Source organism: Variovorax paradoxus, assembly GCA_016806145.1.
In the GTDB taxonomy this organism is placed as follows: domain Bacteria; phylum Pseudomonadota; class Gammaproteobacteria; order Burkholderiales; family Burkholderiaceae_C; genus Variovorax.
In genome coordinates this window covers 5,021,038-5,043,075 of record CP063166.1, presented here as the reverse complement: position 1 = coordinate 5,043,075, position 22,038 = coordinate 5,021,038, and the positions used below count along the sequence as shown (strand labels likewise).

The 22,038-nt window shown below is 70.6% G+C and carries 17 protein-coding genes; 7 read left to right on the top strand and 10 right to left on the bottom strand.

Annotation, left to right across the window (positions count from 1 at the left end; all coding sequences use genetic code 11):
* Nucleotides 1-242 precede the first annotated feature (242 nt).
* Nucleotides 243-833, top strand: coding sequence for an NAD(P)H-dependent oxidoreductase (locus INQ48_23455; protein QRF56291.1), 591 nt, complete (start codon nucleotides 243-245; stop codon nucleotides 831-833).
* A gap of 6 nt (nucleotides 834-839) precedes the next feature.
* Here the strand turns inward: INQ48_23455 and INQ48_23450 are convergent, their stop codons facing one another.
* Complete coding sequence (locus INQ48_23450) at nucleotides 840-1,841, bottom strand: helix-turn-helix domain-containing protein (protein QRF56290.1); 1,002 nt, start codon at nucleotides 1,839-1,841, stop codon at nucleotides 840-842.
* A gap of 172 nt (nucleotides 1,842-2,013) precedes the next feature.
* On the opposite strand from INQ48_23450, the gene INQ48_23445 reads away from it, so the two are divergent.
* Together INQ48_23445 and INQ48_23440 are read left to right on the top strand one after the other, a co-directional pair.
* On the top strand, nucleotides 2,014-3,261 hold the full coding sequence (locus tag INQ48_23445) for an acyl-CoA dehydrogenase family protein (GenBank protein ID QRF56289.1): 1,248 nt from the start codon (nucleotides 2,014-2,016) through the stop codon (nucleotides 3,259-3,261).
* A gap of 73 nt (nucleotides 3,262-3,334) precedes the next feature.
* Nucleotides 3,335-4,582 (top strand): DUF2252 domain-containing protein, encoded by a 1,248-nt coding sequence (locus INQ48_23440; protein ID QRF56288.1) that lies wholly within the window; start codon nucleotides 3,335-3,337, stop codon nucleotides 4,580-4,582.
* Here INQ48_23440 and INQ48_23435 read toward each other — a convergent pair.
* The 8 genes from INQ48_23435 to INQ48_23400 all read right to left on the bottom strand — a co-directional run bounded on the left by INQ48_23435 (nucleotide 4,536) and on the right by INQ48_23400 (nucleotide 14,099).
* Nucleotides 4,536-5,339 (bottom strand): sulfite exporter TauE/SafE family protein, encoded by an 804-nt coding sequence (locus INQ48_23435; protein QRF56287.1) that lies wholly within the window; start codon nucleotides 5,337-5,339, stop codon nucleotides 4,536-4,538. The genes INQ48_23440 and INQ48_23435 overlap by 47 nt on opposite strands.
* The gene (locus INQ48_23430; protein QRF56286.1) at nucleotides 5,336-6,862 is read right to left on the bottom strand and encodes an AMP-binding protein; all 1,527 of its coding nucleotides are present in this window, start codon (nucleotides 6,860-6,862) and stop codon (nucleotides 5,336-5,338) included. Before INQ48_23430 ends, INQ48_23435 begins: the two co-directional genes overlap by 4 nt.
* 2 nt (nucleotides 6,863-6,864) lie before the next feature.
* Nucleotides 6,865-8,313, bottom strand: a complete 1,449-nt coding sequence (locus tag INQ48_23425; protein ID QRF56285.1) for an aldehyde dehydrogenase family protein — start codon at nucleotides 8,311-8,313, stop codon at nucleotides 6,865-6,867.
* A 19-nt stretch (nucleotides 8,314-8,332) separates the two neighbouring features.
* Entirely contained in the window at nucleotides 8,333-9,325 is a 993-nt protein-coding gene (locus INQ48_23420; GenBank protein QRF56284.1) for a tripartite tricarboxylate transporter substrate binding protein, read from the bottom strand.
* Nucleotides 9,322-10,113, bottom strand: coding sequence for an IclR family transcriptional regulator (locus INQ48_23415; GenBank protein QRF56283.1), 792 nt, complete (start codon nucleotides 10,111-10,113; stop codon nucleotides 9,322-9,324). Before INQ48_23415 ends, INQ48_23420 begins: the two co-directional genes overlap by 4 nt.
* Nucleotides 10,114-10,388: 275 nt before the next feature.
* Complete coding sequence (locus INQ48_23410; GenBank protein ID QRF56282.1) at nucleotides 10,389-12,116, bottom strand: cobalt chelatase; 1,728 nt, start codon at nucleotides 12,114-12,116, stop codon at nucleotides 10,389-10,391.
* A 12-nt stretch (nucleotides 12,117-12,128) separates the two neighbouring features.
* Entirely contained in the window at nucleotides 12,129-13,103 is a 975-nt protein-coding gene (locus INQ48_23405) for an AAA family ATPase (GenBank protein QRF56281.1), read from the bottom strand.
* Nucleotides 13,104-13,277: 174 nt separating this feature from the next.
* A complete protein-coding gene (locus INQ48_23400) occupies nucleotides 13,278-14,099 on the bottom strand; it encodes an IclR family transcriptional regulator (protein QRF56280.1) in 822 nt (273 codons plus the stop codon).
* A 183-nt stretch (nucleotides 14,100-14,282) separates the two neighbouring features.
* Between INQ48_23400 and xsc the strand changes: the two genes are divergently transcribed.
* Together xsc and INQ48_23390 are read left to right on the top strand one after the other, a co-directional pair.
* Nucleotides 14,283-16,094, top strand: a complete 1,812-nt coding sequence (xsc, locus tag INQ48_23395; GenBank protein QRF56279.1) for a sulfoacetaldehyde acetyltransferase — start codon at nucleotides 14,283-14,285, stop codon at nucleotides 16,092-16,094.
* Nucleotides 16,095-16,110: 16 nt separating this feature from the next.
* The gene (locus INQ48_23390) at nucleotides 16,111-17,301 is read left to right on the top strand and encodes an acetate/propionate family kinase (protein ID QRF56278.1); all 1,191 of its coding nucleotides are present in this window, start codon (nucleotides 16,111-16,113) and stop codon (nucleotides 17,299-17,301) included.
* Here INQ48_23390 and INQ48_23385 read toward each other — a convergent pair.
* Complete coding sequence (locus INQ48_23385) at nucleotides 17,298-18,239, bottom strand: LysR family transcriptional regulator (protein ID QRF56277.1); 942 nt, start codon at nucleotides 18,237-18,239, stop codon at nucleotides 17,298-17,300. The two genes, INQ48_23390 and INQ48_23385, sit on opposite strands and share 4 nt — an antisense overlap.
* 108 nt (nucleotides 18,240-18,347) lie before the next feature.
* On the opposite strand from INQ48_23385, the gene INQ48_23380 reads away from it, so the two are divergent.
* Both INQ48_23380 and INQ48_23375 read left to right on the top strand, forming a co-directional pair.
* Nucleotides 18,348-21,260 (top strand): molybdopterin oxidoreductase family protein, encoded by a 2,913-nt coding sequence (locus tag INQ48_23380; GenBank protein QRF60858.1) that lies wholly within the window; start codon nucleotides 18,348-18,350, stop codon nucleotides 21,258-21,260.
* 103 nt (nucleotides 21,261-21,363) lie between these two features.
* Entirely contained in the window at nucleotides 21,364-22,035 is a 672-nt protein-coding gene (locus INQ48_23375; protein ID QRF56276.1) for a 4Fe-4S dicluster domain-containing protein, read from the top strand.
* The last annotated feature ends 3 nt before the right edge of the window (nucleotides 22,036-22,038 follow it).

The following is a 22,038-nucleotide window of genomic DNA, read 5'->3' as shown; positions in this document are numbered from 1 at the left end:
CGCGTGGCGGCGAAGGGGCCTCGGCCGTGGCCAGGCAGGACGTCGCGGCGAAGGCGGGCGTGCCGATGAAAAGGCACGCGGCCATGAGCCAGGAGCGCATCGAAGGAGAAGGGCGGCGAAGCAGCGGCATGCCGGGCAAGCATAGCCCGGCATGCGGATGGGCGAAGCAGCGGGGTGCCGCGCGGGCGCGTTACCCTTCGCGCAAGGGCCGCACCCCGGCGGCCCTGCGAAACGGAGCGACGATGGCAGACAAGATCCTGGTGTTCTACGGTTCCTACCGTGCCGACCGCATGGGCGTGCGGCTCGCGGACTATCTGGTCGAGCGGCTGGCCGCGCGCGGCGCCGAGGTGGAGCTGATCGATGCCAAGGCGGTCGACCTGCCGATGCTCGACCGCATGTACAAGGAGTACCCGGCGGGCACGGCGCCCGAGGCGATGGAGACGCTGGCGCGCAAGATCCGCGCGGCCGATGCCTTCGTCTTCGTGACCGGCGAATACAACTGGGGCCCGCAGCCCGGCCTCAAGAACCTCACCGACCATTTCCTCGAGGAGTGGTTCTGGCGGCCCGCGGCGATCGCGAGCTACTCGGCCGGCCGCTTCTCGGGCGTGCGCTCGGGCACGGTGTGGCATTCGATCCTCTCCGAGATGGGCATGATCGTGGTGTCGAGCACGCTGTCGGTCGGCCCGATCTCGCAGACGCTCGATGCGCAGGGCCAGCCCACCGGCACGGCCGGCGCCTCGCTCGACCGCGCCTTCGGCCGCTTCGCCGACGACCTCGCGTGGTGGACCGAAGCCGCGCGCGAACAGCGCGCGCGCAAGGCGCCGCCCTATTGATCTCCTTCAAGCAGACCGGCTTCGGCGTGTGCTTTCGTCGCCGGGCCCGCTGCCCCCGTGCCGCAGGCGATAGGCCGAGGGCGTGCAGCCGAAGGCCGCGCCGAATGCGCGCGTGAAATGCGGAATGTCCTGGAAGCCCCAGCGCAGCGCGATGGCCGAGACCGGCCGCCGGTCCGCGGGATTCGCGAGGTCCTGCGCGCAACGCGTCATGCGCTGCGCGCGGATCCACGCGGCCGGCGTGCTGCCCTCGTGCGCGAAGGCCAGGTGCAGGTAGCGCACCGAGACACCGAAGTGCCGCGCGATCGAGGGCACGTCGAGTTCGGGTGAATCGAGCGCCTCGAGCACGTGGGCCTTGACCCGGCGCACCAGCAGCTGCCGGTGCGCATCGCGCATCGGCGGCGAGGGCGCCACGCCGGCATCCGCCGCGCGCGCCGACTCGGCCACCAGCTCGCACAGCAGCACCGCCAGCCGCTCGGCCGCCGGCCCCGCGGGCAGCCCGCCGCCCTCCATCAGCGACTGCATGAAGCCCGAGGCCGCGCGCCCGATGCCGGCCGGCCCGCCGAGCGCGCGCGCGAACAGGGCGCGTGGCTCGCTGACGCGCGGCAGCAGCAGCTCGCGCGGCACGCGCAGCGACAGCACTTCGAAGCGCTGCTCGAAATGCAGCGTGTAGGGCCGCGCCGTGTCGACGATGCTGAAGGCGCCGGGCGTCACGCGCGTCTCGCGGTGGCCCTGGCGCACGATGCCCTGGCCCGCGACCTGCAGGTTGACGAACAGCCGGTCCTGCGGATCGCGCCGGATCTGCGAGAAGTCGCGCACCACGGTGTGGGCCTCGGCACGGATGCGCGCCACGTTGATGGCGCCAATGCCTTCCATGTCGACGCGGCTCGCGAAGCCCGCGCCGCGCTCGGCCGAGCGCGGATCGAGCGCCGCGAAGGCCTCGCACACCACCTCGCGCCAGTAGGCGAACTGCTCGGGCGCGGCGACGGCTTCGGTGGACCAGGACTTCATGTGCGCACCTGTGGGCGGGCGGTTGGGATACGCATCATCGCGACGGCACGCGGGCCTTGCAAGCCGCGCGCCCGTGCTGCGCGATCCGGCAAGGCGCCGTGCACGAAACGACAAGGCCGACCGGGGGTGGCGCGGCCAGACTGCGGCCACCCATCACTCGACCGGATTTCCCATGACCATCGACTTCACCCTCGACCCCGCGCGCCACGCCCTCCAGCTCGATGCGCGGCGTGCCGCCAGCGAAGTGCTCTCGCAGGTGCGAGCCGCCACGCACGCGCTGCACACGCCCGGCGAGCGCTTTCGCGCCACGCGGCCGATGTACGAGGAGATCATCCGCCGCGGCTTCCTGCGCCGGCTCATGCCGCAGCCCTTCGGCGGCGAGGGCACGGGCATGGTCGACCTCGCGATCGTGGCCGAGGAGTTCCATGCGGTCGACTGCAATGTCTCGCTGACGCTGTTCGCCAACCTGCTGGGCCTGGCGCCGCTGTTCATCGCGGGCACGCCCGAGCAGCACCGGCGTCTGCTCGCGCCCTTCCTCGCCTGCGAGGGCGCGCCGCTGGCCGCGCTGGCCAACAGCGAGCCCGGCGGCAGCGCGAACTTCGCCGCGCCGCGGCCCGGCGAGGGCGTGCGCACCACGGCCGAACGAAGCGAGGGCGGCTGGCGCATCCACGGCACCAAGCAGTGGGTGTCGGCCGCCACCGGCTGGGACGGCGAGGGCGCCGACCTGCTCAGCGTGGTCTGCCGCACCGACCCCGAGGCACCGCCCGAGGCCGCGCTCTCGATCCTCGTGGTGCGGCGCGGCGCGCCGGGCCTGGTGCCGCTGCACGACATCGATGCCATGGGCCACCGCGCGCACCTCGTGCCGCGCTTCCGGCTCGAGGGCGTGGCCGTGCCCGATGCCGACGTGGTCGGCCCGGTGGGCGGCGCGCGCGACATCGTCGAGGCCAGCTTCTCGGGCACGGCGGCGCTGGTCGGCATCATGGGCGTGGGCCTGATGCGCGCGGCCTTCGACGTGGCGCTGCGCTTCGCGAAGACCGAATGCCGCGGCGGCGCGCTGCCGATCATCGAGCACCAGGCCGTGGGCTATGCGCTGGCCGACGCCAAGACCACCATCGAGGCCGCGCGCTACCTCGGCTGGAAGGCCTGCGATGCGATCGATCGGCAACTGCCCGGCGCGCTCGAACTCGCGCTGCAGTCGAAGATCTTCGGCTCCGAAGCCGCCGTGCGCGTCATCACCGAGCTGATGCGCGTGGTGGGCATCGAGAGCTATGACCACGAGCTGCCGCTCGCGGGCCTGCTGCAGGACGCGATCGCGCTGCCGCTGTTCGACGGCGGCAACATGGGCGTGCGCCGGCGGCAATTGCATGCGCTGCTGCGCGCGGCCGACTACGACCCGCTCACGGCCGCCGGCATCGCCTGAGCACGCTGGTCAGCTTCGGCTGGGTGCCGAGCCGCAGAATCCCGCCACCCAGAAAGCGGGAAGCAAAAGCACCATGCCCAATGCCGTCAAGACCATCCGCGCCTTCAACGCCGACCGCGACCCCGAACGCCTGGCGATGAAATACGCCAACCTGCGTTCGAGCCCCTTCGTCTTCCTGCGCGGCACCTGCCACCTGTTCCACGACCGCCTGCCGTCGGGCGCGCTGTTCGCCAAGGCGCCGCTGGCGTGGCTGTGCGGCGACGCGCACCTCGAGAACTTCGGCAGCTACAAGGGCGACAACCGGCTGGTCTATTTCGACCTCAACGATTTCGACGAGGCCGCGCTCGCGCCCGTGACCTGGGAACTGGTGCGCTTCCTCACGAGCGTCCTCGTCGCCGGCGATGGCCCGAGCCGCGGCGCCGCCGAGTTCGCCGCGCTGTGCAGGGTCTTCCTCGACGCCTACGCGGGCGCGCTCGCGCTCGGCAAGGCCCGCTGGGTCGAGCGCGACACCGCGACCGGCCTGGTGCGCGAACTGCTCGACACCCTCAAGGCGCGCAGCCGCCCCGCCTTCCTCGACCGGCGCACCGAGCGCAAGGGCCGCCGGCGCCTGATCCGCTGCGACGGCAAGCATGCGCTGCCGGCGAGCGAGGCGCAGCGCGAGCGCGTCGTCAAGCTGGTCGACCGCTTCGCGGCCTCGCAGCCCGACCCGGGCTTCTTCGAGGTGCTCGACGTGGCGCGGCGCATCGCCGGCACCGGCAGCCTCGGCGTGGAGCGCTACATCGTGCTGGTCGAGGGCAAGGGCTCGCCCGATGCCAACTACCTGCTCGATCTCAAGCAGGCGCTGCCGTCCTCGCTCGCGCCGCACCTGAAGAAGACGGCGCAGCCCGCCTGGGAATCGGAGGCGCACCGCGTGGTCGCGCTGCAGCGCCGCATGCAGGCCGTGTCGATGGCCTTCCTGCATCCGATCGTGACGCGCAAGCGCTCGTATGTGCTGCGCGGCCTGCAGCCCAGCGAGGATCGCGTGAGCCTCGACGTGCACCGCACGCGGCCCGCCGACATCCGAGCCGTGCTTTCCGACATGGGGCAGCTCATGGCCTGGGCGCAGTTGCGCAGCGCAGGCCGGCAGGGCTCGGCCATCGCGGACGCGCTGGTCGACTTCGGCGCTTCGGTGAAGTCGTGGCGGGGGGACCTGCTCGACGCCGCGCACCAGTGCGCCGCGCAGGTGGCGCAGGACTGGGCAGCGTACTGCGAGGCCTACGACGCGGGCGCGATGGTCACCCGGCCAGCCCGATCAGCCCGACCGCCGAGCGCAGCACGCTGACCGCCGCCAGCACGATCAGCAGGTTCAGCACATGCCGCCTGAACTGCTCGGGCGACACCCCCTTGAACGAGCGCTGCCCCCACCAGATGCCGGCCAGCATCGCGGGCGCGAGCCACAGCGCCCACTTGAAGGTGTCGGGCCCGAGCAGCTTGCCGGTGGCGTGCGCGGCCGGCATCAGCGCGGCGCTCGCGAGCGACACCACGTCGCTGAACAGCAGCAGTGCGATCAGCGTGGCGCGCAGCGCGGCCGGTGCCATCGCGGTGGTGCTCAGCAGCACGGCGATGGCGATGCCGCCGATGGCCGCCACGCCATTGATGAAGCCCGAGGCCAGGCCGGCGCCGAAGCGCACCGCGCGCGTGGGCACCAGCGTGGCGCGCGCGCCGCTGCGCAGCAGCAGCGCGGCGGCCATCAGCAGCGCGCCGATCAGGAGGCGCAGCGGCGTCTCGGGCAGCCAGGCCAGCAGCGCCACGCCGAGCGGAATGAACAGCAGGTTGCCGAGCATCAGCCATCCCAGCCAGGGCATGTCGACATCGCGCGCGATGCCGCGCAACTGGCTCAGGCTCGCGAGGATCTCGAGCATGAAGATCGCGGGCACCACCAGCGCGGGCGAGACCACGAGCGACATGCCGGCCACGGTGATGGCCGAGAAGCCGAAGCCCGCGAAGCCGCGCACCACGCCGGCCGCGAACACCACGCAGAGGCTGTAGGCGAGCAGCAGCGGCGCCAGCGGCGGCGTCAGCAGGTCGGCCGGGTTCATGCCGCGAACAGCGGCAGCAGCTTGAGCCGCTGCACCTTGCCCGAGGGCCCGCGCGGCAGGTCGGTCACGAAGCGATAGTGGCCCGGCGCCTTGTAGCGCCCGAGCGCCTCGGCACTGAAGGCGCGCAGCTCGTCCTCGCCGCACGCACAGCCCTCGCGCAGCACGATGCACACGCCGACCTCCTGGCCGTAGTGGCGGTCGGGCACGCCGACGGCCGCGGCCTCGAGCACGGCGGGATGCCGCAGCAGGGCCTCGTCGATCTCGCGCGGCGCGATGTTCTCGCCGCCCTTGATGATCAATTCCTTGATGCGGCCGGTGACGAAGAAGAAGCCGTCGGCATCGCGGTGGCCGAGGTCGCCGGTGCGCAGCCAGCCGTCGGGCGTGAAGCTGGCGCGCGTGGCCTCCTCGTTCTTGTAGTAGCCGCGCATCACGTTGGGCCCGCGGATCGCGAGTTCGCCGGTGCTGCCGTCGGGCACTTCGGCGAGGGCCGCGTCGATCACGCGCGCCTCGCAGCCCGAGGCGCGGCCGACCGAGCCCAGCTTGCGCCGCGCCGGATCGAGCGGGTTCGAGAACGAGGGCGCGGCGGTCTCGGTGAGGCCCATGGTCTCGACGATGCCGATGCCGAACAGGCGCTCGAAGGCGCGGTGGTGCTCGGGCGGCAGCGCGGCCGAGGCCGAGCGGCAGAAGTGGATCGCGGCCGTGCGTTCGCGCGCCGGCGCCTCGCCCTCGAGCAGGTACGAGATCATGGTCGGCACCACGTTGATCCAGCTGCAACCCGTCTGCGCCGCCTGCTCCCAGAAGCGGCCGGCCGAGAACTTCGGCGGCATCGCGAGGCTGCCGCCATGCGCGAGCGGCGCCAGCATGGTCACGCAGAAGGCGTTGATGTGATAGAGCGGCAGCACCGCGAGCACGCGGTCGGCGCTTCCCAGTTCATGCTCGGCGCTGATCGCCTGCGCGTTGGCCGCGAGGTTGCGCTGCGTGAGCATCACGCCCTTGGGCTGGCCCGTGGTGCCCGAGGTGTACATCAGCAGCGCGACCGCGTCGGGCGAAGGTGCGGGAAGCGCGCGAAGCGCGTTCGCTTCGCCTTCCCCCGGCAGCGCGAGCCCGTCGGGATCGGCCACCAGCACCGACACCGGCCGGCCGATGTCCGCCAGCATCGCGCGCACGCGCTCTTCCCACTCGGGCGCCACGCAGACCACGCGGCAGTCGGAGTGCGCGAGCACGTAGCGCATCTGCTCGGGCTGCGACAGCAGGTTGACCGGGTTCACGACCATGCCCGCATGCATCGCGCCCAGCAGCAACCGCAGCGTCTGCAGGCCGTTGGGCATCACGACCGAGACCGTGTCGCCGGGCCGCGCGCCGGCCGCCTGCAGCGCACCGGCCACGCGGCGGCAGCCCTGCACGAGCGCGGCGCAGTCGATGCGCGCCTCGCCCTCGGTGGACAGCGCATACACGGCGCCCGGCTGGCGCGCGGCCACCTGCTCGATCAGGCCATGGACGGTGTCGCCGTCGCCCGCCGCCATGCTCAGTGCGCTCCATGCCGCGCGAAGAAGGCGCCGAAGATCTGTTCCTCGCTCGGCACCTGCTCGGCGATCGGCCGCGACACGCGCGTGATGTTCAGGTAGTGCCGGTAGTTCATGTTGTCGGAGAAGTTGTTGCGGCCCCAGGTGCCGCAGCCCATCGAGAGCGAGAACGGCAGGCCGTTGTCGAAGCTGCCGCCGGTGGCGATGCAGTGCGCCTGGTCGACGATCACGCGCGACACCGGCAGCGACAGGCCGAGCTCGAGCGCGCGCTCTGGCACGGCGGAATGCAGCCCCACCGAATGGCCCGCGCCCTCGTAGCCGTAGATGCGCTCGACGATCGAGGCCGCCTGCGCGAAGTCGCGCGCCGCATAGACCGCGAGCACCGGGCTGAGCTTCTCGCCCGAGAACGGATGGTCGTGGCCCACGCCGTCCTCGGCCACCATCAGGATGCGCGGGTCGGCCTCGGCGATCGCCTGCCAGGCCGCGCGGTTGGCGCCATCGACCTCCGCCGCGCGCTCGGCGATGGCGCGCGCCGACTGGCCGATGACCGCGGGCGAGAGCTTGCCCCCGGGCCACATCAGCTGCTGCAGGGTGGCCTTCTGCGCCTCGCCGAGCATCACGGCGCCGCGGTCCTTGAGCGCGGCGAGCAGGCGCGCGCGCACCGCGTCGACCACCACCAGGCTGTTCTCCGACGAGCAGCTGGTCGCGTTGTCGAAGGTCTTCGAGCGCACGATGCGATCGGCCGCGGCCTCGGTGTCGGCCGTCTCGTCGACGATGCCCGCGACATTGCCGGCGCCCACGCCGAAGGCCGGCGTGCCGCTCGCATAGGCGGCGCGCACGTTGGCCTGCGAGCCGGTGGCCACCACCAGGTCGCACAGCCGCATCAGTTCGGCCGTCGACTGCTTGTTGACCGGCGCGGGCAGCAACTGCACCAGGTCGCGCGGCGCGCCGATGCGGTCGAACTGCTGGTGGATGAATTCGATCAGCCGCGCCGCCGTGCTCCAGCCCTTGGGCGAGGGCGCGACGATCACCGCGTTGCGGCCCTTGAGCGCGTTGATGATCTTGTTGGCCGGCGTCGCGCCCGGGTTGGTCGAGGGCGTGATCGCGCACACCACGCCGACCGGCCGCGCGATCTCGACGATGCCGCGCGCCGGGTCCTCGGCGATCACGCCGACCGAGCGCGCGCCCTGCAGGTCGCGCAGCAGGCCGAAGGTCTTGCGGTGGTTCTTGCGCACCTTGTCCTCGACGTTGCCCACGCCCGTGTCGGCCACCGCCAGTTCGGCCAGCTCGCGGTTGCGCGCGGGTTCGATGATGGCCCAGCCGGCGGCCGTGACCGCCATGTCGACCTGGGCCTGCGACCAGGTCTCGTAGATGCGCTGCGCCGCGCGCGCGCGTGCCACGAGGTCGGCGATGGGGCCGTGGGCTTCAGAGGAGGATGCGGAGGGATTCATGGCATGAAGAGAGAAAAAACTAGTCGACGTGGATGTTCGCTTCCTTGGCGAGCTTGCTCCAGCGCACGAGTTCGGTGGAGACCACCTTGCCGAGCTGCTCGGGCGTGCCGCCCACGCCTTCGCTGCCCTGGGCCAGCAGCTTGTCGCGGATGTCGGGTTCCTTCACGACCGTGTTGATCACGCGGTTGAGCCGGTCGATCGCGGGTTGCGGCGTCTTCGCGGGCACGAACACCGCGTACCAGGAGTCGACGTCGAAGTCGGGGATGCCGGCCTCCTGCATCGTCGGCACCTCGGGGAAGGCGGCGCTGCGCTTGGTGGTCGACACGGCCAGCGCCTTGAGCTTGCCGGCCTTCACGAACTGTGCGGCGGCGGGAATCGACACCCACAGCAGCGGCACCTGCCCGCCCATCACGTCGGTGACCGCCGGGCCGCCGCCGCGGTAGGGCACGTGCGTCATCTGCGTGCCGGTGCGCAGCTTCAGCAGTTCGCCCGCGAGGTGGCCGGGCGAGCCGTTGCCCACCGAGGCGAAGGAGATGCTGTCGGGCTTGGCCTTGGCCATCGCGACCAGTTCGGCCACCGTGCTGGCCGGGAACTGCGGGTTCGCCACCAGGAGCTGCGGCAGCGAAGCCACCAGGCCCACGGGCGCGAAGTCCTTCGCGGTGTCGAACGAGAGCTTGGTGTAGATGGCGGGGTTGATGGTGTGCGAGGACAGCGTGAACAGTACCGTGTAGCCGTCGGCCGCCGACTTGGCGACGAGTTCGGTGCCGATCGAGCCGGCCGCGCCGCCGCGGTTGTCGATGACGACCGGCTGGCCCAGCAGCGTCTGGAAGCGTTCCTGCACGATGCGCGCGATCACGTCGGTGCCGCCGCCGGGCGGGTAGGGCACGATCAGCTTGATCGGCTTGCTGGGGTAGTCGCTCCCGGTCTGTGCGAACGCGGCCAGCGGCGATGCCAGTGCCGCGGCGGCCAGCAGCCCCGCGCGCAACCAGGGGGCGGACAAGGACAGTCTCATACGGGTCTCCTTCTCGTTGTGGTGGCGGGGGCGGTGGCGGGGCGGTAGCCCAGCGTGGCGCTGGCGTCGCGCGCGCAGGCCATGATGCGTTCGGAGAGTTCGCGCGCCTGGGTGCGCGCGAAGCGGATGGAGGGCACGCTCATGCCGACGGCGGCCACGGCCGTGCCGCGCGCATCGAACACCGGCACGCCGAGTCCGCAGACGCCCAGGCGCCATTCCTCGCGGTTCTCGGCATAGCCGCGCGCGCGGCTGCGCTCGAGCTCGGCCTGCAGCGCATCGAAGTCGACGATGCTGTGCGGCGTGTGGGGTTGCAGCGTGCCGAACAGCGCACGCAGCGCGGCGGCGTCGAGCCGCGCGGCCGCCAGCATCGCCTTGCCCGAGGCCACGCAGCAGGCCGGCGCGCGGCCGCCGATGCGCGAATAGGCGGCCACGGGCAGCGGGCTGTCGAACTTGTCGAGGTAGACGATCTCGGCGCCTTCGAGCACCGCGAGGTGGATGGTCTCGCCGCTGGCCCGCGCCAGTGCCGCGAGATGCGGGCGCAGCAGCGCGCCCATGTCGGCCGCCTCGGAGACCATGGCGCCGAGCTCGAACAGCCGCAGGCTCGGCCGGTAGGCGCTGGTGTCGGCGTCCTGCACCGCCCAGCCGCATTCCACCAGCGTCTGCAGCGTGCGATGGGCATTGCTGCGCGCCATGCCGAAGGCATTGGCGACGTCGATCACGCGGCAGGCGCGTGCCTGGCGTGCCATCCATTCCATGACGGCGAGGCCTTTGGCGAGCGTGGAATCCATGCGTCTCCGTTGTTCCGACGCTTTCGATGAATTCCAAATATTGGAACAGCGTTCGGATAATTGAAACTCAATGTACAAACGCGGCCTGCGCTTGTCAACGCGACACTTTCGGCTGACATGGGCTCTGGGAGGCTGTCGAATGCGGGTAGCCGGACGCAGAGGACGCAAAGGTTTCGCGAAAGACGCAAAAGGAACTCAAGAAGAAATTTGGTTTTCCCTTTCGCGTCCTTTGCGAAACCTTCGCGTCCTCTGCGTGCGGAAGTCCGCTCCCGCATTCAGTGCCGGTGCCGCCCCGCCATCAACCCGATCACCTCGCGGAAGATCGCGTTGCCCGTCGAGGCCGCGAGGTCCAGCACGTGGCTGTGGCTGTAGTAGGGGCTCAGGTCCAGCCCCACGCCTATGCCCGCGATCGCGATGTCGCGCTGCTGCTCCTGGCGCGCCAGCACCTCGCGCAGGTGGTGGTCGAGGTAGTGCGGATCGTTGGCGAGATGGGTCGCGCTGTCCATCGGCGAGCCGTCGGAGATCACCAGCAGCAGCTTGCGTTCCTCGCTGCGCGCGCGCAGCCGCGTGCAGGCCCAGTCCACGGCCTCGCCGTCGATGCCTTCGCGGAACAGCTCGGGCCGCAGCAGCGCGGCCATCGGCGCGCGCGCGCGGCGCCACGGCGTGCCCGCGGCCTTGAACACCAGGTGGCAGCGCTCGTTGAGCCGGCCCGGGTGCGCGGGCCGGCCCGCGCGCAGCCAGTCGCGCTGCGCGCGGCCGCCGTTCCAGGCGCCGGTGGTGAAGCCCAGCACCTCGCTGGCCACGCCGGCCTGCTCGAGGGCGCGCGCGAGCACGTCGACCAGCATCGTGACCGATTCGGCATGCTCCTTCATCGAGCCCGAGCAATCGATGAGGAAGCTGACCACGCAATCGGCCAGCGGCTCCTCGCGCTCGATGCGGAACAGCCGCCGCTCGGCCGGCGAGGCCACGAGCTGGGCGAGCCGGCGGCCGTCGATGCGGCCTTCCTCCTGGCCGCCGTCCCAGCCGTCGCGCTCGGGCACGGCCAGCAGCGCGCGCAGCTCGCGCGCGAGCCGCGCCAGGTTCACGCCCTGCGCCGCGATGCGGCGGTCGAGCCGCTCGCGCAGTTCGGCCAGCAGCTCGCGGCGCACCAGCGTGGCGGCCTCGTGCTCGCGGTCGTGCTCGGTGGTGAACACGCGGTAGGCGGCGCCGGCCTCCTCGAGCAGCCGGCTGCGTCCGGACTGCGCGCTGACGTGCTGCTCGACGATCTCGCGGTCCATCTCGGCGACCAGGCTGAACACGCTGCGCTTGTCGTCGGTGTCGTTCTGGCGCGTGTCGGGCGCCTCGTCATCGCCGCCGGCCTCGTGCAGCATCGTGGCGACCGTGCGCGCGATCGCCAGCGCATGCACGGCATACGCGGCCTGGTCGAAGCGATCGCGCCGCAGCCCGCCCAGCGCATGGCCGATGCGCGGCGCGAGCGCGAAGCGCGTGGCCTCGAGCATGTCCTCGGTTTCCTCGACCACCTGCTCGCCGCTCACGCGCGCACGGCAGATCTGCGCCACCGCGTACAGCAGCAGGCCGCGCGCGGTCTCGGTCAGGCCCGAGTGGTGGAAGGCCAGCGACCACTGTTCGTGGCGATGGCGCAGGTTGCGCCGCATGCCGGCCATGGCCTCGGGCACCAGCGCCTCGGCGCGGAACTGCTCGAGCATCTCGAACAGCATGCGCTCCACCGGTTCCTCGGGCTGCACCGTGCGGTGCAGCGCGGCGTCGGAGCCGGCGATGCGCAGCGCGAGGCCATCGGCCACGCCGCGAAACGATTCGAAGTCGTCGGTCTCGGGCGAGGGATGCAGGTGCGGCGCGAACCACGGCAGCGGCACGCGGCCGCGGTGCAGGCGCCGGCCGCAGAAGTGCAGGTCGCGCTCGCCGCTGAAGGCGCGCACCACGCCCGCGCAGAGCTCGGCGACGCGCTCCTCCTGCCGAACCTTGCGGATGTCCTGCTGCGTCATGGCGCGCCGCGCTCAGCCGTTGGCGAGGCGGTGCGACTCCGCGAGCTCGCGGTCGAAGCAGCGCTGGAAGTACTCGGCCACCAGCGGCCGCTCGGCCTCGTCGCACTTGTTGACGAACGAGAGGCGGAAGGCCAGCGCCACGTCCTGGAAGATCTCGAGGTTCTCGGCCCAGGTGATCACGGTGCGCGGCGACATCAGCGTCGACAGGTCGCCGGCCGCGAAGCCCTTGCGCGTGAGGTCGGCCACCGCCACCATCGCCGCGACCGTGGCGCGGCCCGCCGCGTCGGCCAGCGAGGGCACGCGCGCCTGCACGATCGCGATCTCCTCGGCCGTGGGCAAGTAGTCGAGCGAGGCGACGATGTTCCAGCGGTCGATCTGCGCATGGTTGAGCCGCTGCGCGCCGTGATACAGGCCGTTGAGGTTGCCCAGGCCGACCGTGTTGGCGGTGGCGAACAGCCGGAAGAAGGGGTGCGGGCGCAGCACCTTGTTCTGGTCGAGCAGCGTGAACTGGCCGTCGCGCTCGAGGATGCGCTGGATCACGAACATCACGTCGGGCCGGCCCGCGTCGTACTCGTCGAAGATCAGCGCCACCGGCCGCTGCAGCGCCCAGGGCACCATGCCTTCCTGGAACTCGGTGACCTGCTTGCCGTCGCGCAGCACCACCGCGTCCTTGCCGACCAGGTCGAGCCGGCTGATGTGGCCGTCGAGGTTGAGCCGCACGCAGGGCCAGTTCAGCCGCGCCGCCACCTGCTCGATGTGGGTCGATTTGCCGGTGCCGTGCAGCCCCTGCACCATCACGCGCCGGTCGCGCATGAAGCCCGCGAGGATCGCGAGCGTCACGTCGGGATTGAAGCGGTAGACCGCGTCGATCTCGGGTACGTGCGCGTCGCGCTCGGCGAAGGCCGGCACCTGCAGGTCGGCGTCGATGCCGAAGGTCTCGCGCACGCCGACGAGGCGCGTGGGGTGGAGGGCGGCGATGTCGTTCATGGGGTGGTGGCGGTGGCTCCGCGTGGATGCGAAGAAGAATGCGGGCTTCCATACGCAGAGGACGCGAAGGTTGCGCGAAAGACGCAAAAGGAATCCAAGAAAAATTTGGTACTTCCCTTTCGCGTTCTTCGCGAAATCTTCGCGTCCTCTGCGTACGGCTGTTCGTGTTTCATCCTAGGCCTGTGCACGGCGCGCCGGCCCCGCATCGGCATCGATGCGGCTCAGCGCGAGCGCCGCGCGCTGCAGCGCGGGCAGCAGCGTCTTGGCCTTCGCGATGTCGAGCCGCATCACGGGCGCCTGCACCGCGATGCAGAGGTTGGACGGACTGTCGCCCGTGGCCGGCACCAGCGCAGCGATGCACAGCAGGCCGGGCAGGAACTCCTCGTTGTCGATCGCGAAGCCGTTCTTTCGCACGCGCTGGATCTCGGCCTCGAGCGCCGCGGCATCGGTCAGCGTGCTCGCCGTATACGCCTCGAGCGAGGCATTCGCCAGCAGCCGGCGGCGCTGCGCCTGGCCCATCTGCGCGAGGAACATCTTGCCGCTGGCCGAGCAGTGCACCGGCACGCGCGAGCCTGGGTGCAGGTAGAAGCGCAGCGGCGCGGCGGTCTCCACGCGGTCGAGGTAGACCACCTCGCTGCCCGAGAGGGCCGTGAGGTTGCAGCTCTCGCCGATCTCCTCGACCAGCTGGCGCAGCACCGTGTGGCGCGCGCCGTGCAGGCTGTCGTTGAACAGCAGGTTCTCGGCCAGCCGGCGCAGCCGCGTGCCCATGCCGTAGTGGCGTCCGTCGCCCTCGCGCTGCAGCAGGCCCGCGCCCTCCATCTGCTGCAGCATGCGGTGCAGCGTGGGCTTGGGCAGGCCGGTCTCCTCCACCAGGCCCTGCAGCGAGTAGCGCTGGTCCTTGGCAGCGATCACCTCGAGCAGCGCGAACAGCCGCATCGCCGGGGTGTCGGCGCCCGGGGCCTCGGCGGAAGGCGGGAGCGACTGGACGATCTTCATGGCGGCGGATCATAGTCCTTTTGCAAAAAATAGAACATTCCGTACCGTTTTTTGGAATTTGTTTGACGCGGCACTGCACCCGTCCTATAGTCCGCCCGATTCGCCAACCCCGAAATACGGAACTTCCCGTTCCGTCTTTTGCAGTCCGCCGTCCAGCCCTTCATCCGCAGGAGACACCGACCCATGAGCAAGCAACCCACCCGCGAAGCCGTCACCGGCGTGCAGAAGATGACGCCCTCCGAGGCCTTCGTCGAGACCATGGTCGCCAATGGCGTGACCGACATCTTCGGCATCATGGGCTCGGCCTTCATGGACGCGATGGACATCTTCGCGCCCGCCGGCATCCGCCTCGTGCCCGTGGTGCACGAGCAGGGCGCGGCCCACATGGCCGACGGCTATGCCCGCGTGTCGGGCCGCCACGGCGTGGTGATCGGCCAGAACGGCCCCGGCATCAGCAACTGCGTGACCGCCATCGCGGCCGCCTACTGGGCGCACAGCCCGGTCGTGATGATCACGCCCGAGACCGGCACCATGGGCATGGGCCTGGGCGGCTTCCAGGAAGCCAACCAGCTGCCGATGTTCCAGGAGTTCACCAAGTACCAGGGCCACGTGAACAACCCCAAGCGCATGGCCGAGTACACCGCGCGCTGCTTCGACCGCGCCATCTCCGAGATGGGCCCGACCCAGCTCAACATCCCGCGCGACTACTTCTACGGCGAGATCACGACCGAGATCCCGAAGCCGATGCGCGTGGAGCGCGGCGCCGGCGGCGAGAACAGCCTCAATGCCGCGGTCGAGCTGCTGGCCACCGCGAAATTTCCCGTCATCCTCTCGGGCGGCGGGGTGGTCATGGGCGATGCCGTGGAAGAGTGCAAGGCGCTCGCCGAGCGCCTGGGCGCGCCGGTGGCCAACGGCTACCTGCGCAACGACTCCTTCCCCGCGAGCCATCCGCTGTGGGCCGGCCCGCTGGGCTACCAGGGCAGCAAGGCCGCGATGAAGCTGATCGCGCAGGCCGACGTGGTGCTCGCGCTCGGCTCGCGCATGGGCCCCTTCGGCACCCTGCCGCAGCACGGCATGGACTACTGGCCCAAGGACGCGAAGATCATCCAGGTCGAGGCCGACCACACCAACCTGGGCCTGGTGAAGAAGATCACCGTCGGCATCCACGGCGATGCCAAGGCCACGGCCAAGGCTCTGCTCGAGCGCCTCGCGGCCAAGACCCTGGCCTGCGACGCCACCAAGGCCGAGCGCGCCGCGAAGATCAAGGCCGAGAAGGAAGCCTGGGAGAAGGAGCTCGACGCCTGGACCCACGAGCGCGACCAGTTCAGCCTCGACGTGATCGAGGAAGCCAAGGGCGAGAAGACGCCCACCGGCGGCACCTACCTGCATCCGCGCCAGGTGCTGCGCGAACTCGAGAAGGCGATGCCGCCGCGCGTGATGGTCTCGACCGACATCGGCAACATCAATGCCGTGTCGAACAGCTACCTGCGTTTCGAGGAGCCGCGCTCCTTCTTCGCGCCGATGAGCTTCGGCAACTGCGGCTACTCGCTGCCCACCATGATCGGCGCCAAGTGCGCCGCGCCCGACCGTCCGGCCGTGGCCTATGCGGGCGACGGCGCCTGGGGCATGAGCATGGTCGAGATCATGACCGCCGTGCGGCACGACATTCCCGTGACCGCGGTCGTGTTCCACAACCGCCAGTGGGGCGCCGAGAAGAAGAACCAGGTCGACTTCTACAACCGCCGCTTCGTTGCCGGCGAGCTCGAGAGCGAGAGCTTCGCGGGCATCGCCAAGGCCATGGGCGCCGAGGGCATCGTGGTCGACCGGCTCGAGGACGTGGGCCCGGCGCTCAAGAAGGCCATCGACCTGCAGATGAACCAGCGCAAGACCTGCGTGATCGAGATCATGTGCACGCGCGAACTCGGCGATCCGTTCCGCCGCGATGCGCTCGCGAAGCCCGTGCGCTTCCTCGACAAGTACAAGGACTACGTCTGATCGGACGGCGCCGCGCATGACCGACCAGCTGCTCACGCTCAACGCGGGCTCGTCGTCGATCAAGGTCGCGTTGTTCGACGCGGCCGGTGCCGACGGCGACCTGCCCGCCGCGCACTGGTCGGGCCAGGCCGATGGCCTGGGCGCGGGCCTCGATGCACGGCTGCGCATCCGCGATGCGCAGGGCCGCACCCTGCACGACGCGAAGCTCGAGGGCGATGCGCGCTCGCACCGCGGCGCGCTGGCCGCGCTGCTCGACTGGCATGCGCAACAGGGTGGCGCCGGCCGCATCGCGGGCGTGGGCCACCGCATCGTGCATGGCGGCATGGACTTCGTGGCGCCGGTGCGCATCGACGACGCCGTGCTCCATGACCTGGCCGCGCTCGAGCCGCTCGCGCCGCTGCACCAGTCGCACAACCTCGCGGGCGTACGCGCCGCGATGCAGGCCTTCGCCGGCGTGCCGCAGGTGGCCTGCTTCGACACCGCCTTCCACGCGGTGCAGCCCGAACTCAACCGCCGCTTCGCGCTGCCGCGCGACCTGCACGACGCGGGCGTGCGACGCTACGGCTTCCACGGGCTCTCGTACGAATCGATCGCGCACCAGCTCGCGCGGCAGGCGCCCGAGGTCGCGAACGGCCGCGTGATCGTCGCGCACCTGGGCAACGGCGCCTCCATGTGCGCCATCGCGCAGGGGCGCTCGGTCGCCACCACCATGAGCTTCTCGCCGCTCGACGGCCTCACGATGGGCACGCGCTGCGGCCGGCTCGATGCGGCCGTGGTGCTCTACCTGATGCGCTCGCGCGGCATGTCGGCCGATGCGGTCGAGAAGCTGTTGTTCCGCGAATCGGGGCTGCTCGGGCTTTCGGGCGTGTCGAGCGACATGCGCGCGCTCGAAGCATCGGACGAACCCGCGGCCGCCGAGGCCATCGACCATTTCGTCGAGCAGGTGGTGCAGCACATGGGCAGCCTCGCTGCGGCCCTGCGCGGCGTCGATGCGATCGTGTTCACGGGCGGCATCGGCGAGAACGGTGCCGGCCTGCGCGCGCGGGTGCTCGAGGACTGCGCGTGGATGGGCGTGGAACTCGATGCCGCTGCCAATGGCGGTGGGCAGGCGCGGATCTCGACCGGCAGCAGTCGCATCAGTGCGTGGGTGCTGCGCACCGACGAGGAAGCGGTGATCGCGCGCCACACGGCGCGCGTGCTCGCCTAACCCGGCAGCGGCGCCACCGCCCCGCGCGGCACGCTCGCGCCGCAATGGCGCAGGAAGTCCGCGGTCGCGCGGCCCAGCAGCTTGTCGCGGTGCATCACGGTCGCGAGCCGCCGCGTGCCCGCGGGCAGCTTCGTGCGCAGCTCGATCAGGTGCCCGTCTTCCAGCGCCTGCGCCACCGTGTAGCGCGAAAGGCACGCCAGCCCCGTGCCCGAGGCCACCACGCGCTTGATGGCCTCGGTGCTGCCGAGCTCGAAACCCACCTGCACCTGCTCGAGGTTCTGGATCAGCCAGGCGTCGGTGACCTGGCGCGTGCCCGAGCCATGCTCGCGCAGCACCCAGGTGGCCTGCGACAGCTGCCGGTGCGTGGCGACCCGGTCGGCCAGCGCATGGCCGGGCGCGGCCACGATCACGAGTTCGTCGGTGCGCCAGGCGCGCACCACGAGGTCGGGGTGTGTCTGCGGGCCCTCGATGAAGCCGACGTCGACGTCGAAGCCCGCCACCGCGTCGATCACGTCGCGCGTGTTGGCGATGTGCAGGTGCACCTGGCTCTGCGGATGCAGCGCGGTCCAGGCCGACACGCGCTCGGGCAGCAGGTATTCGCCGATGGTGAAGCTGGCTGCCACGCGCAGCGGCGCCGCATGCTCGCCGCTGAACAGGGCCTGCACCTCCGCGGCCTGGTCGAGCAGCGCCTGGGCCTTGGGCAGCAGCGCGCGGCCGTTCTCGTTGAGCACCAGCCGGCGGCCGATGCGGTCGAACAGCAGCGCGCCGACCGAGCCCTCGAGGTCGGCCAGCGCGCTGCTGGCGGCCGACTGCGAACGCGCGATGCGGTCGGCCGCGGCACGCGTGCTGCCGCCGCGCGCGGTGGCCACGAAGACCTCGAGCTGGCGCAGGTTGAGGCGCAGGCGGGTCGAATTCTGCTGATCTGATTTTCCGGTCATCGTGAGCAATATTCTGCGCTTTTCCGTTCGATCGATGCTGCCTACCATCGGCCGGCCACGCTTGAAAACAAAGGACCGCCAGTGTTCAGTTTCCTGTCCCGCGAGCCCGTGCACGATCCGCTGGCGGCGCCCACGCCCACCGACCGGACCGAGGTCAAGACCACCACCTGCTACATGTGCGCCTGCCGCTGCGGCATCCGCGTGCACCTGCGCGAGGGCGAGCACGGGCCCGAGGTGCGCTACATCGACGGCAACCCCGACCACCCGCTCAACAAGGGCGTGATCTGCGCCAAGGGTTCCTCGGGGATCATGAAGCAGGTGTCGCCCGCGCGGCTCACGCAGCCGCTGCTGCGCAAGCCCGGCAGCGAACGCGGCGCCGGCGAGTTCGAGCCGATCGGCTGGGACCGCGCCTTCGAGATCCTGACCGAGCGGCTCGCGAAGATCCGCGCCACCGATCCGAAGAAGTTCGCGCTGTTCACCGGCCGCGACCAGATGCAGGCGCTCACCGGCCTGTTCGCGCGCCAGTTCGGCACGCCCAACTACGCGGCGCATGGTGGCTTCTGCTCGGTCAACATGGCCGCGGGCATGATCTACACCATCGGCGGCAGCTTCTGGGAGTTCGGCGGCCCCGACCTCGAGCGCGCCAAGCTGTTCGTGATGATCGGCACCGCCGAGGACCACCACAGCAACCCGATGAAGATCGCCATCAGCAAGTTCAAGCGCGATGGCGGGCGCTTCATCTCGATCAACCCGGTGCGCACCGGCTATTCGGCGATCGCCGACGAATGGATCCCGATCAAGCCCGGCACCGACGGCGCGCTGCTGATGGCGCTGCTGCACGAGCTGATCGCGAGCGAGCTGATCGACCATGCCTTCCTCCAGCGCTTCACCAACGCGCCGCAGCTGGTGGTGCTCGACGAGGGCGAGCGCGAGGGCCTGTTCGCCTTCGACCCCGAGCGCGGTCCGCCGGGCGATGGCCGCCACCCGCACAACAAGCTGGTGTGGGACAAGGCCAGCGGCACGGTGAAGCCCGCGTATCCCGAAGGCATCGCCGATGGCTGCGATCCCGCGCTCGAGGGCCACTACACGCTGGCCGACGGCACGCGCGTCGCGCCCTCGTTCCAGCTGCTGCGCGAGCGCGTGGCCAGCTGCACACCCGAATGGGCGCAGGCCATCACCGGCATCGATGCCGCGCGCATCCGCCAACTGGCGCGCGAGATGGGCGAGACCGCGCTGCGCCAGGCCTTCGAACTGCCGATCGCCTGGACCGATGCCTGGGGCAAGCGGCACGAGACGACACAGGCGCGGCCCGTGGCCTTTCATGCGATGCGCGGGCTGGCCGCGCATTCGAACGGCTTCCAGACCGTGCGCGCGCTCGCGATCCTGATGAGCGTGCTCGGCACCATCGACGCGCCCGGTGGCTTTCGCCACAAGGCGCCGTATCCGCGCCACATCGTGCCCAACTACCGGGCCTTCAACGACCCCGGCATGATCCAGCCCAACACGCCGCTCAATGCGGCGCCGCTGGGCTTCCCGGCCAGCCCCGACGAGCTCGCGATCAACCCCGACGGCTCGCCGATCCGCATCGACCATGCCTTCTCGTGGGAGCATCCGCTGTCGGCCCACGGGCTGATGCACAACGTCATCACCAACGCGGTGAAGGGCGATCCCTACCGCATCGACACCTTGCTGATCTTCATGGCCAACATGGCGTGGAACTCGAGCATGAACACGATGGCCGTGCGCGAGATGCTCAATCGCAAGGACGAGCAGGGCGAGTACATGATCCCGTTCCTGGTGGTGTGCGATGCCTTCCAGAGCGAGACCGTGGCCTTCGCCGACCTGGTGCTGCCCGACACCACCTACCTCGAGCGCCACGATGCGATGAGCATGCTCGACCGGCCGATCTCGGAGTTCGACGGGCCGGTCGATTCGGTGCGCATCCCGGTGGTGCCGCCCACGGGGCAATGCAAGCCCTTCCAGGAGGTGCTGATCGAGCTGGCCTCGCGGCTGAAGTTTCCGGCCTTCACCACGGCCGAGGGTGGCCGCAAGTACGCCGACTATCCCGACTTCGTCGTCAACTTCCAGCCGCAGCCGGGCATCGGCTTTCTGATGGGCTGGCGCGGCAAGGACGGCACCGAGCACCTGCGCGGCGAGCCCAATCCCAAGCAGTGGGAGGCCTATGCGCAGAACAACTGCGTGTTCCAGTACCACATGCCCGAGACCATGCACTACATGCGCAACTGGAATCGCGAGTACCTCGACTTCGCGAAGGACAAGGGCTGGCGCCAGCGCAACGACCCGGTGCAGCTCGCGCTGTACTCCGACACGCTGCAGAGCTTCCGCCTCGCCGCGCAGGGCAAGAGCGCGGGCCGCCAGCCGCCCGAGGGCCTGCGCGAGCGCATCGCCACCTACTTCGATCCGCTGCCCTTCTGGTATGCGCCGCTCGAGGAGGCCGCGACCGACACCGCGGCCTATCCGCTCAATGCGCTCACGCAGCGGCCGATGGCGATGTACCACTCGTGGGATTCGCAGAACGCGTGGCTGCGGCAGATCCACAGCCACAACTACCTGCACGTGAATCCCGTGACGGCCGAAGCGGCGGGCATTGCCGATGGCGGCTGGTGCTGGGTCGAGAGCCAGTGGGGCAAGGTGCGCTGCATGCTGCGCTACAGCGAGGCGGTCGAGCCCGGCACCGTGTGGACCTGGAATGCGATCGGCAAGGCCGATGGCGCATGGCAGCTCGCGCCGGGCGCCGACGAGGCGCGCAAGGGCTTCCTGCTCAACCACCTGATCAGCGAGGAGCTGCCGTGCGCGGGCACGGCCAGCGGGCGCATCAGCAATTCGGATCCGATCACGGGGCAGGCCGGCTGGTACGACGTGCGCGTGCGCATCCGGCCGGCGGAGCCCGGCGAACCCGAGGAGAGCTATCCGCAGTTCGCGAGCATGCCGAGCGCGCCCGGGGTGCTGGGCAAGGCGGCGCAGGTGTTGACGTACTTTGCGGGGAGGGGGCGGAAATGATGCAGTGGTTGAAGGACTTGCTGGCGAGCGCATCGCAGCCCCAGCCCGTGGCGGAAGCTGCCGGTGCCTTTCTCCCTCCCCCTCTGGGGGAGGGGGACATACCGTGCGCGCCGAGCCCGGCGAAACCCTCGCCAAGCAGCTCGCCCTCGTCATCGACCTCAACGTCTGCGTCGGCTGCCATGCCTGCGTGACCTCGTGCAAGCAGTGGAACACCTCGGGCAGCGCGGGCCCGCTCGCGGATTTCGAGCCCTATGGCGCCAACCCCACGGGCACCTTCTTCAATCGCGTGCAGACCTACGAGGCCGGTTCGTTCCCGAATACCGACACCGTGCACTTCCCCAAGAGCTGCCTGCACTGCGAGGACCCGCCCTGCGTGCCCGTCTGTCCGACCGGCGCGAGCTACAAGCGCAAGGAGGACGGCATCGTGCTGGTCGACTACGACAAGTGCATCGGCTGCAAGTACTGCGCCTGGGCCTGTCCCTACGGCGCGCGCGAGCTCGACGAGGAACGCCAGGTCATGACCAAGTGCACGCTGTGCGTCGACCGCATCTACGACGAGCAGTTGCCCAAGGAAGACCGCAAGCCCGCCTGCGTGAAGGCCTGCCCCACCGGCGCGCGCCTGTTCGGCGACGTGAAGGACCCCGACTCCGAGGTCTCGCGCGCGATCCGCGAGCGCGGCGGCTATGCGCTGATGCCCGAGTGGGAGACCAACCCCGCCAACCGCTACCTGCCGCGCCGCAACATGGCCGCGCCCGCGCAGGGCACGCCGGAGTAGCGC

Coding starts and splice junctions, on each gene's coding strand:
- INQ48_23455 (QRF56291.1), top strand. CDS start 243: ATGGCAGACAAGATCCTGGTGTTCTACGGTTCCTACCGTGCCGACCGC.
- INQ48_23450 (QRF56290.1), bottom strand. CDS start 1,841: ATGAAGTCCTGGTCCACCGAAGCCGTCGCCGCGCCCGAGCAGTTCGCC.
- INQ48_23445 (QRF56289.1), top strand. CDS start 2,014: ATGACCATCGACTTCACCCTCGACCCCGCGCGCCACGCCCTCCAGCTC.
- INQ48_23440 (QRF56288.1), top strand. CDS start 3,335: ATGCCCAATGCCGTCAAGACCATCCGCGCCTTCAACGCCGACCGCGAC.
- INQ48_23435 (QRF56287.1), bottom strand. CDS start 5,339: ATGAACCCGGCCGACCTGCTGACGCCGCCGCTGGCGCCGCTGCTGCTC.
- INQ48_23430 (QRF56286.1), bottom strand. CDS start 6,862: ATGGCGGCGGGCGACGGCGACACCGTCCATGGCCTGATCGAGCAGGTG.
- INQ48_23425 (QRF56285.1), bottom strand. CDS start 8,313: ATGAATCCCTCCGCATCCTCCTCTGAAGCCCACGGCCCCATCGCCGAC.
- INQ48_23420 (QRF56284.1), bottom strand. CDS start 9,325: ATGAGACTGTCCTTGTCCGCCCCCTGGTTGCGCGCGGGGCTGCTGGCC.
- INQ48_23415 (QRF56283.1), bottom strand. CDS start 10,113: ATGGATTCCACGCTCGCCAAAGGCCTCGCCGTCATGGAATGGATGGCA.
- INQ48_23410 (QRF56282.1), bottom strand. CDS start 12,116: ATGACGCAGCAGGACATCCGCAAGGTTCGGCAGGAGGAGCGCGTCGCC.
- INQ48_23405 (QRF56281.1), bottom strand. CDS start 13,103: ATGAACGACATCGCCGCCCTCCACCCCACGCGCCTCGTCGGCGTGCGC.
- INQ48_23400 (QRF56280.1), bottom strand. CDS start 14,099: ATGAAGATCGTCCAGTCGCTCCCGCCTTCCGCCGAGGCCCCGGGCGCC.
- xsc (QRF56279.1), top strand. CDS start 14,283: ATGAGCAAGCAACCCACCCGCGAAGCCGTCACCGGCGTGCAGAAGATG.
- INQ48_23390 (QRF56278.1), top strand. CDS start 16,111: ATGACCGACCAGCTGCTCACGCTCAACGCGGGCTCGTCGTCGATCAAG.
- INQ48_23385 (QRF56277.1), bottom strand. CDS start 18,239: ATGACCGGAAAATCAGATCAGCAGAATTCGACCCGCCTGCGCCTCAAC.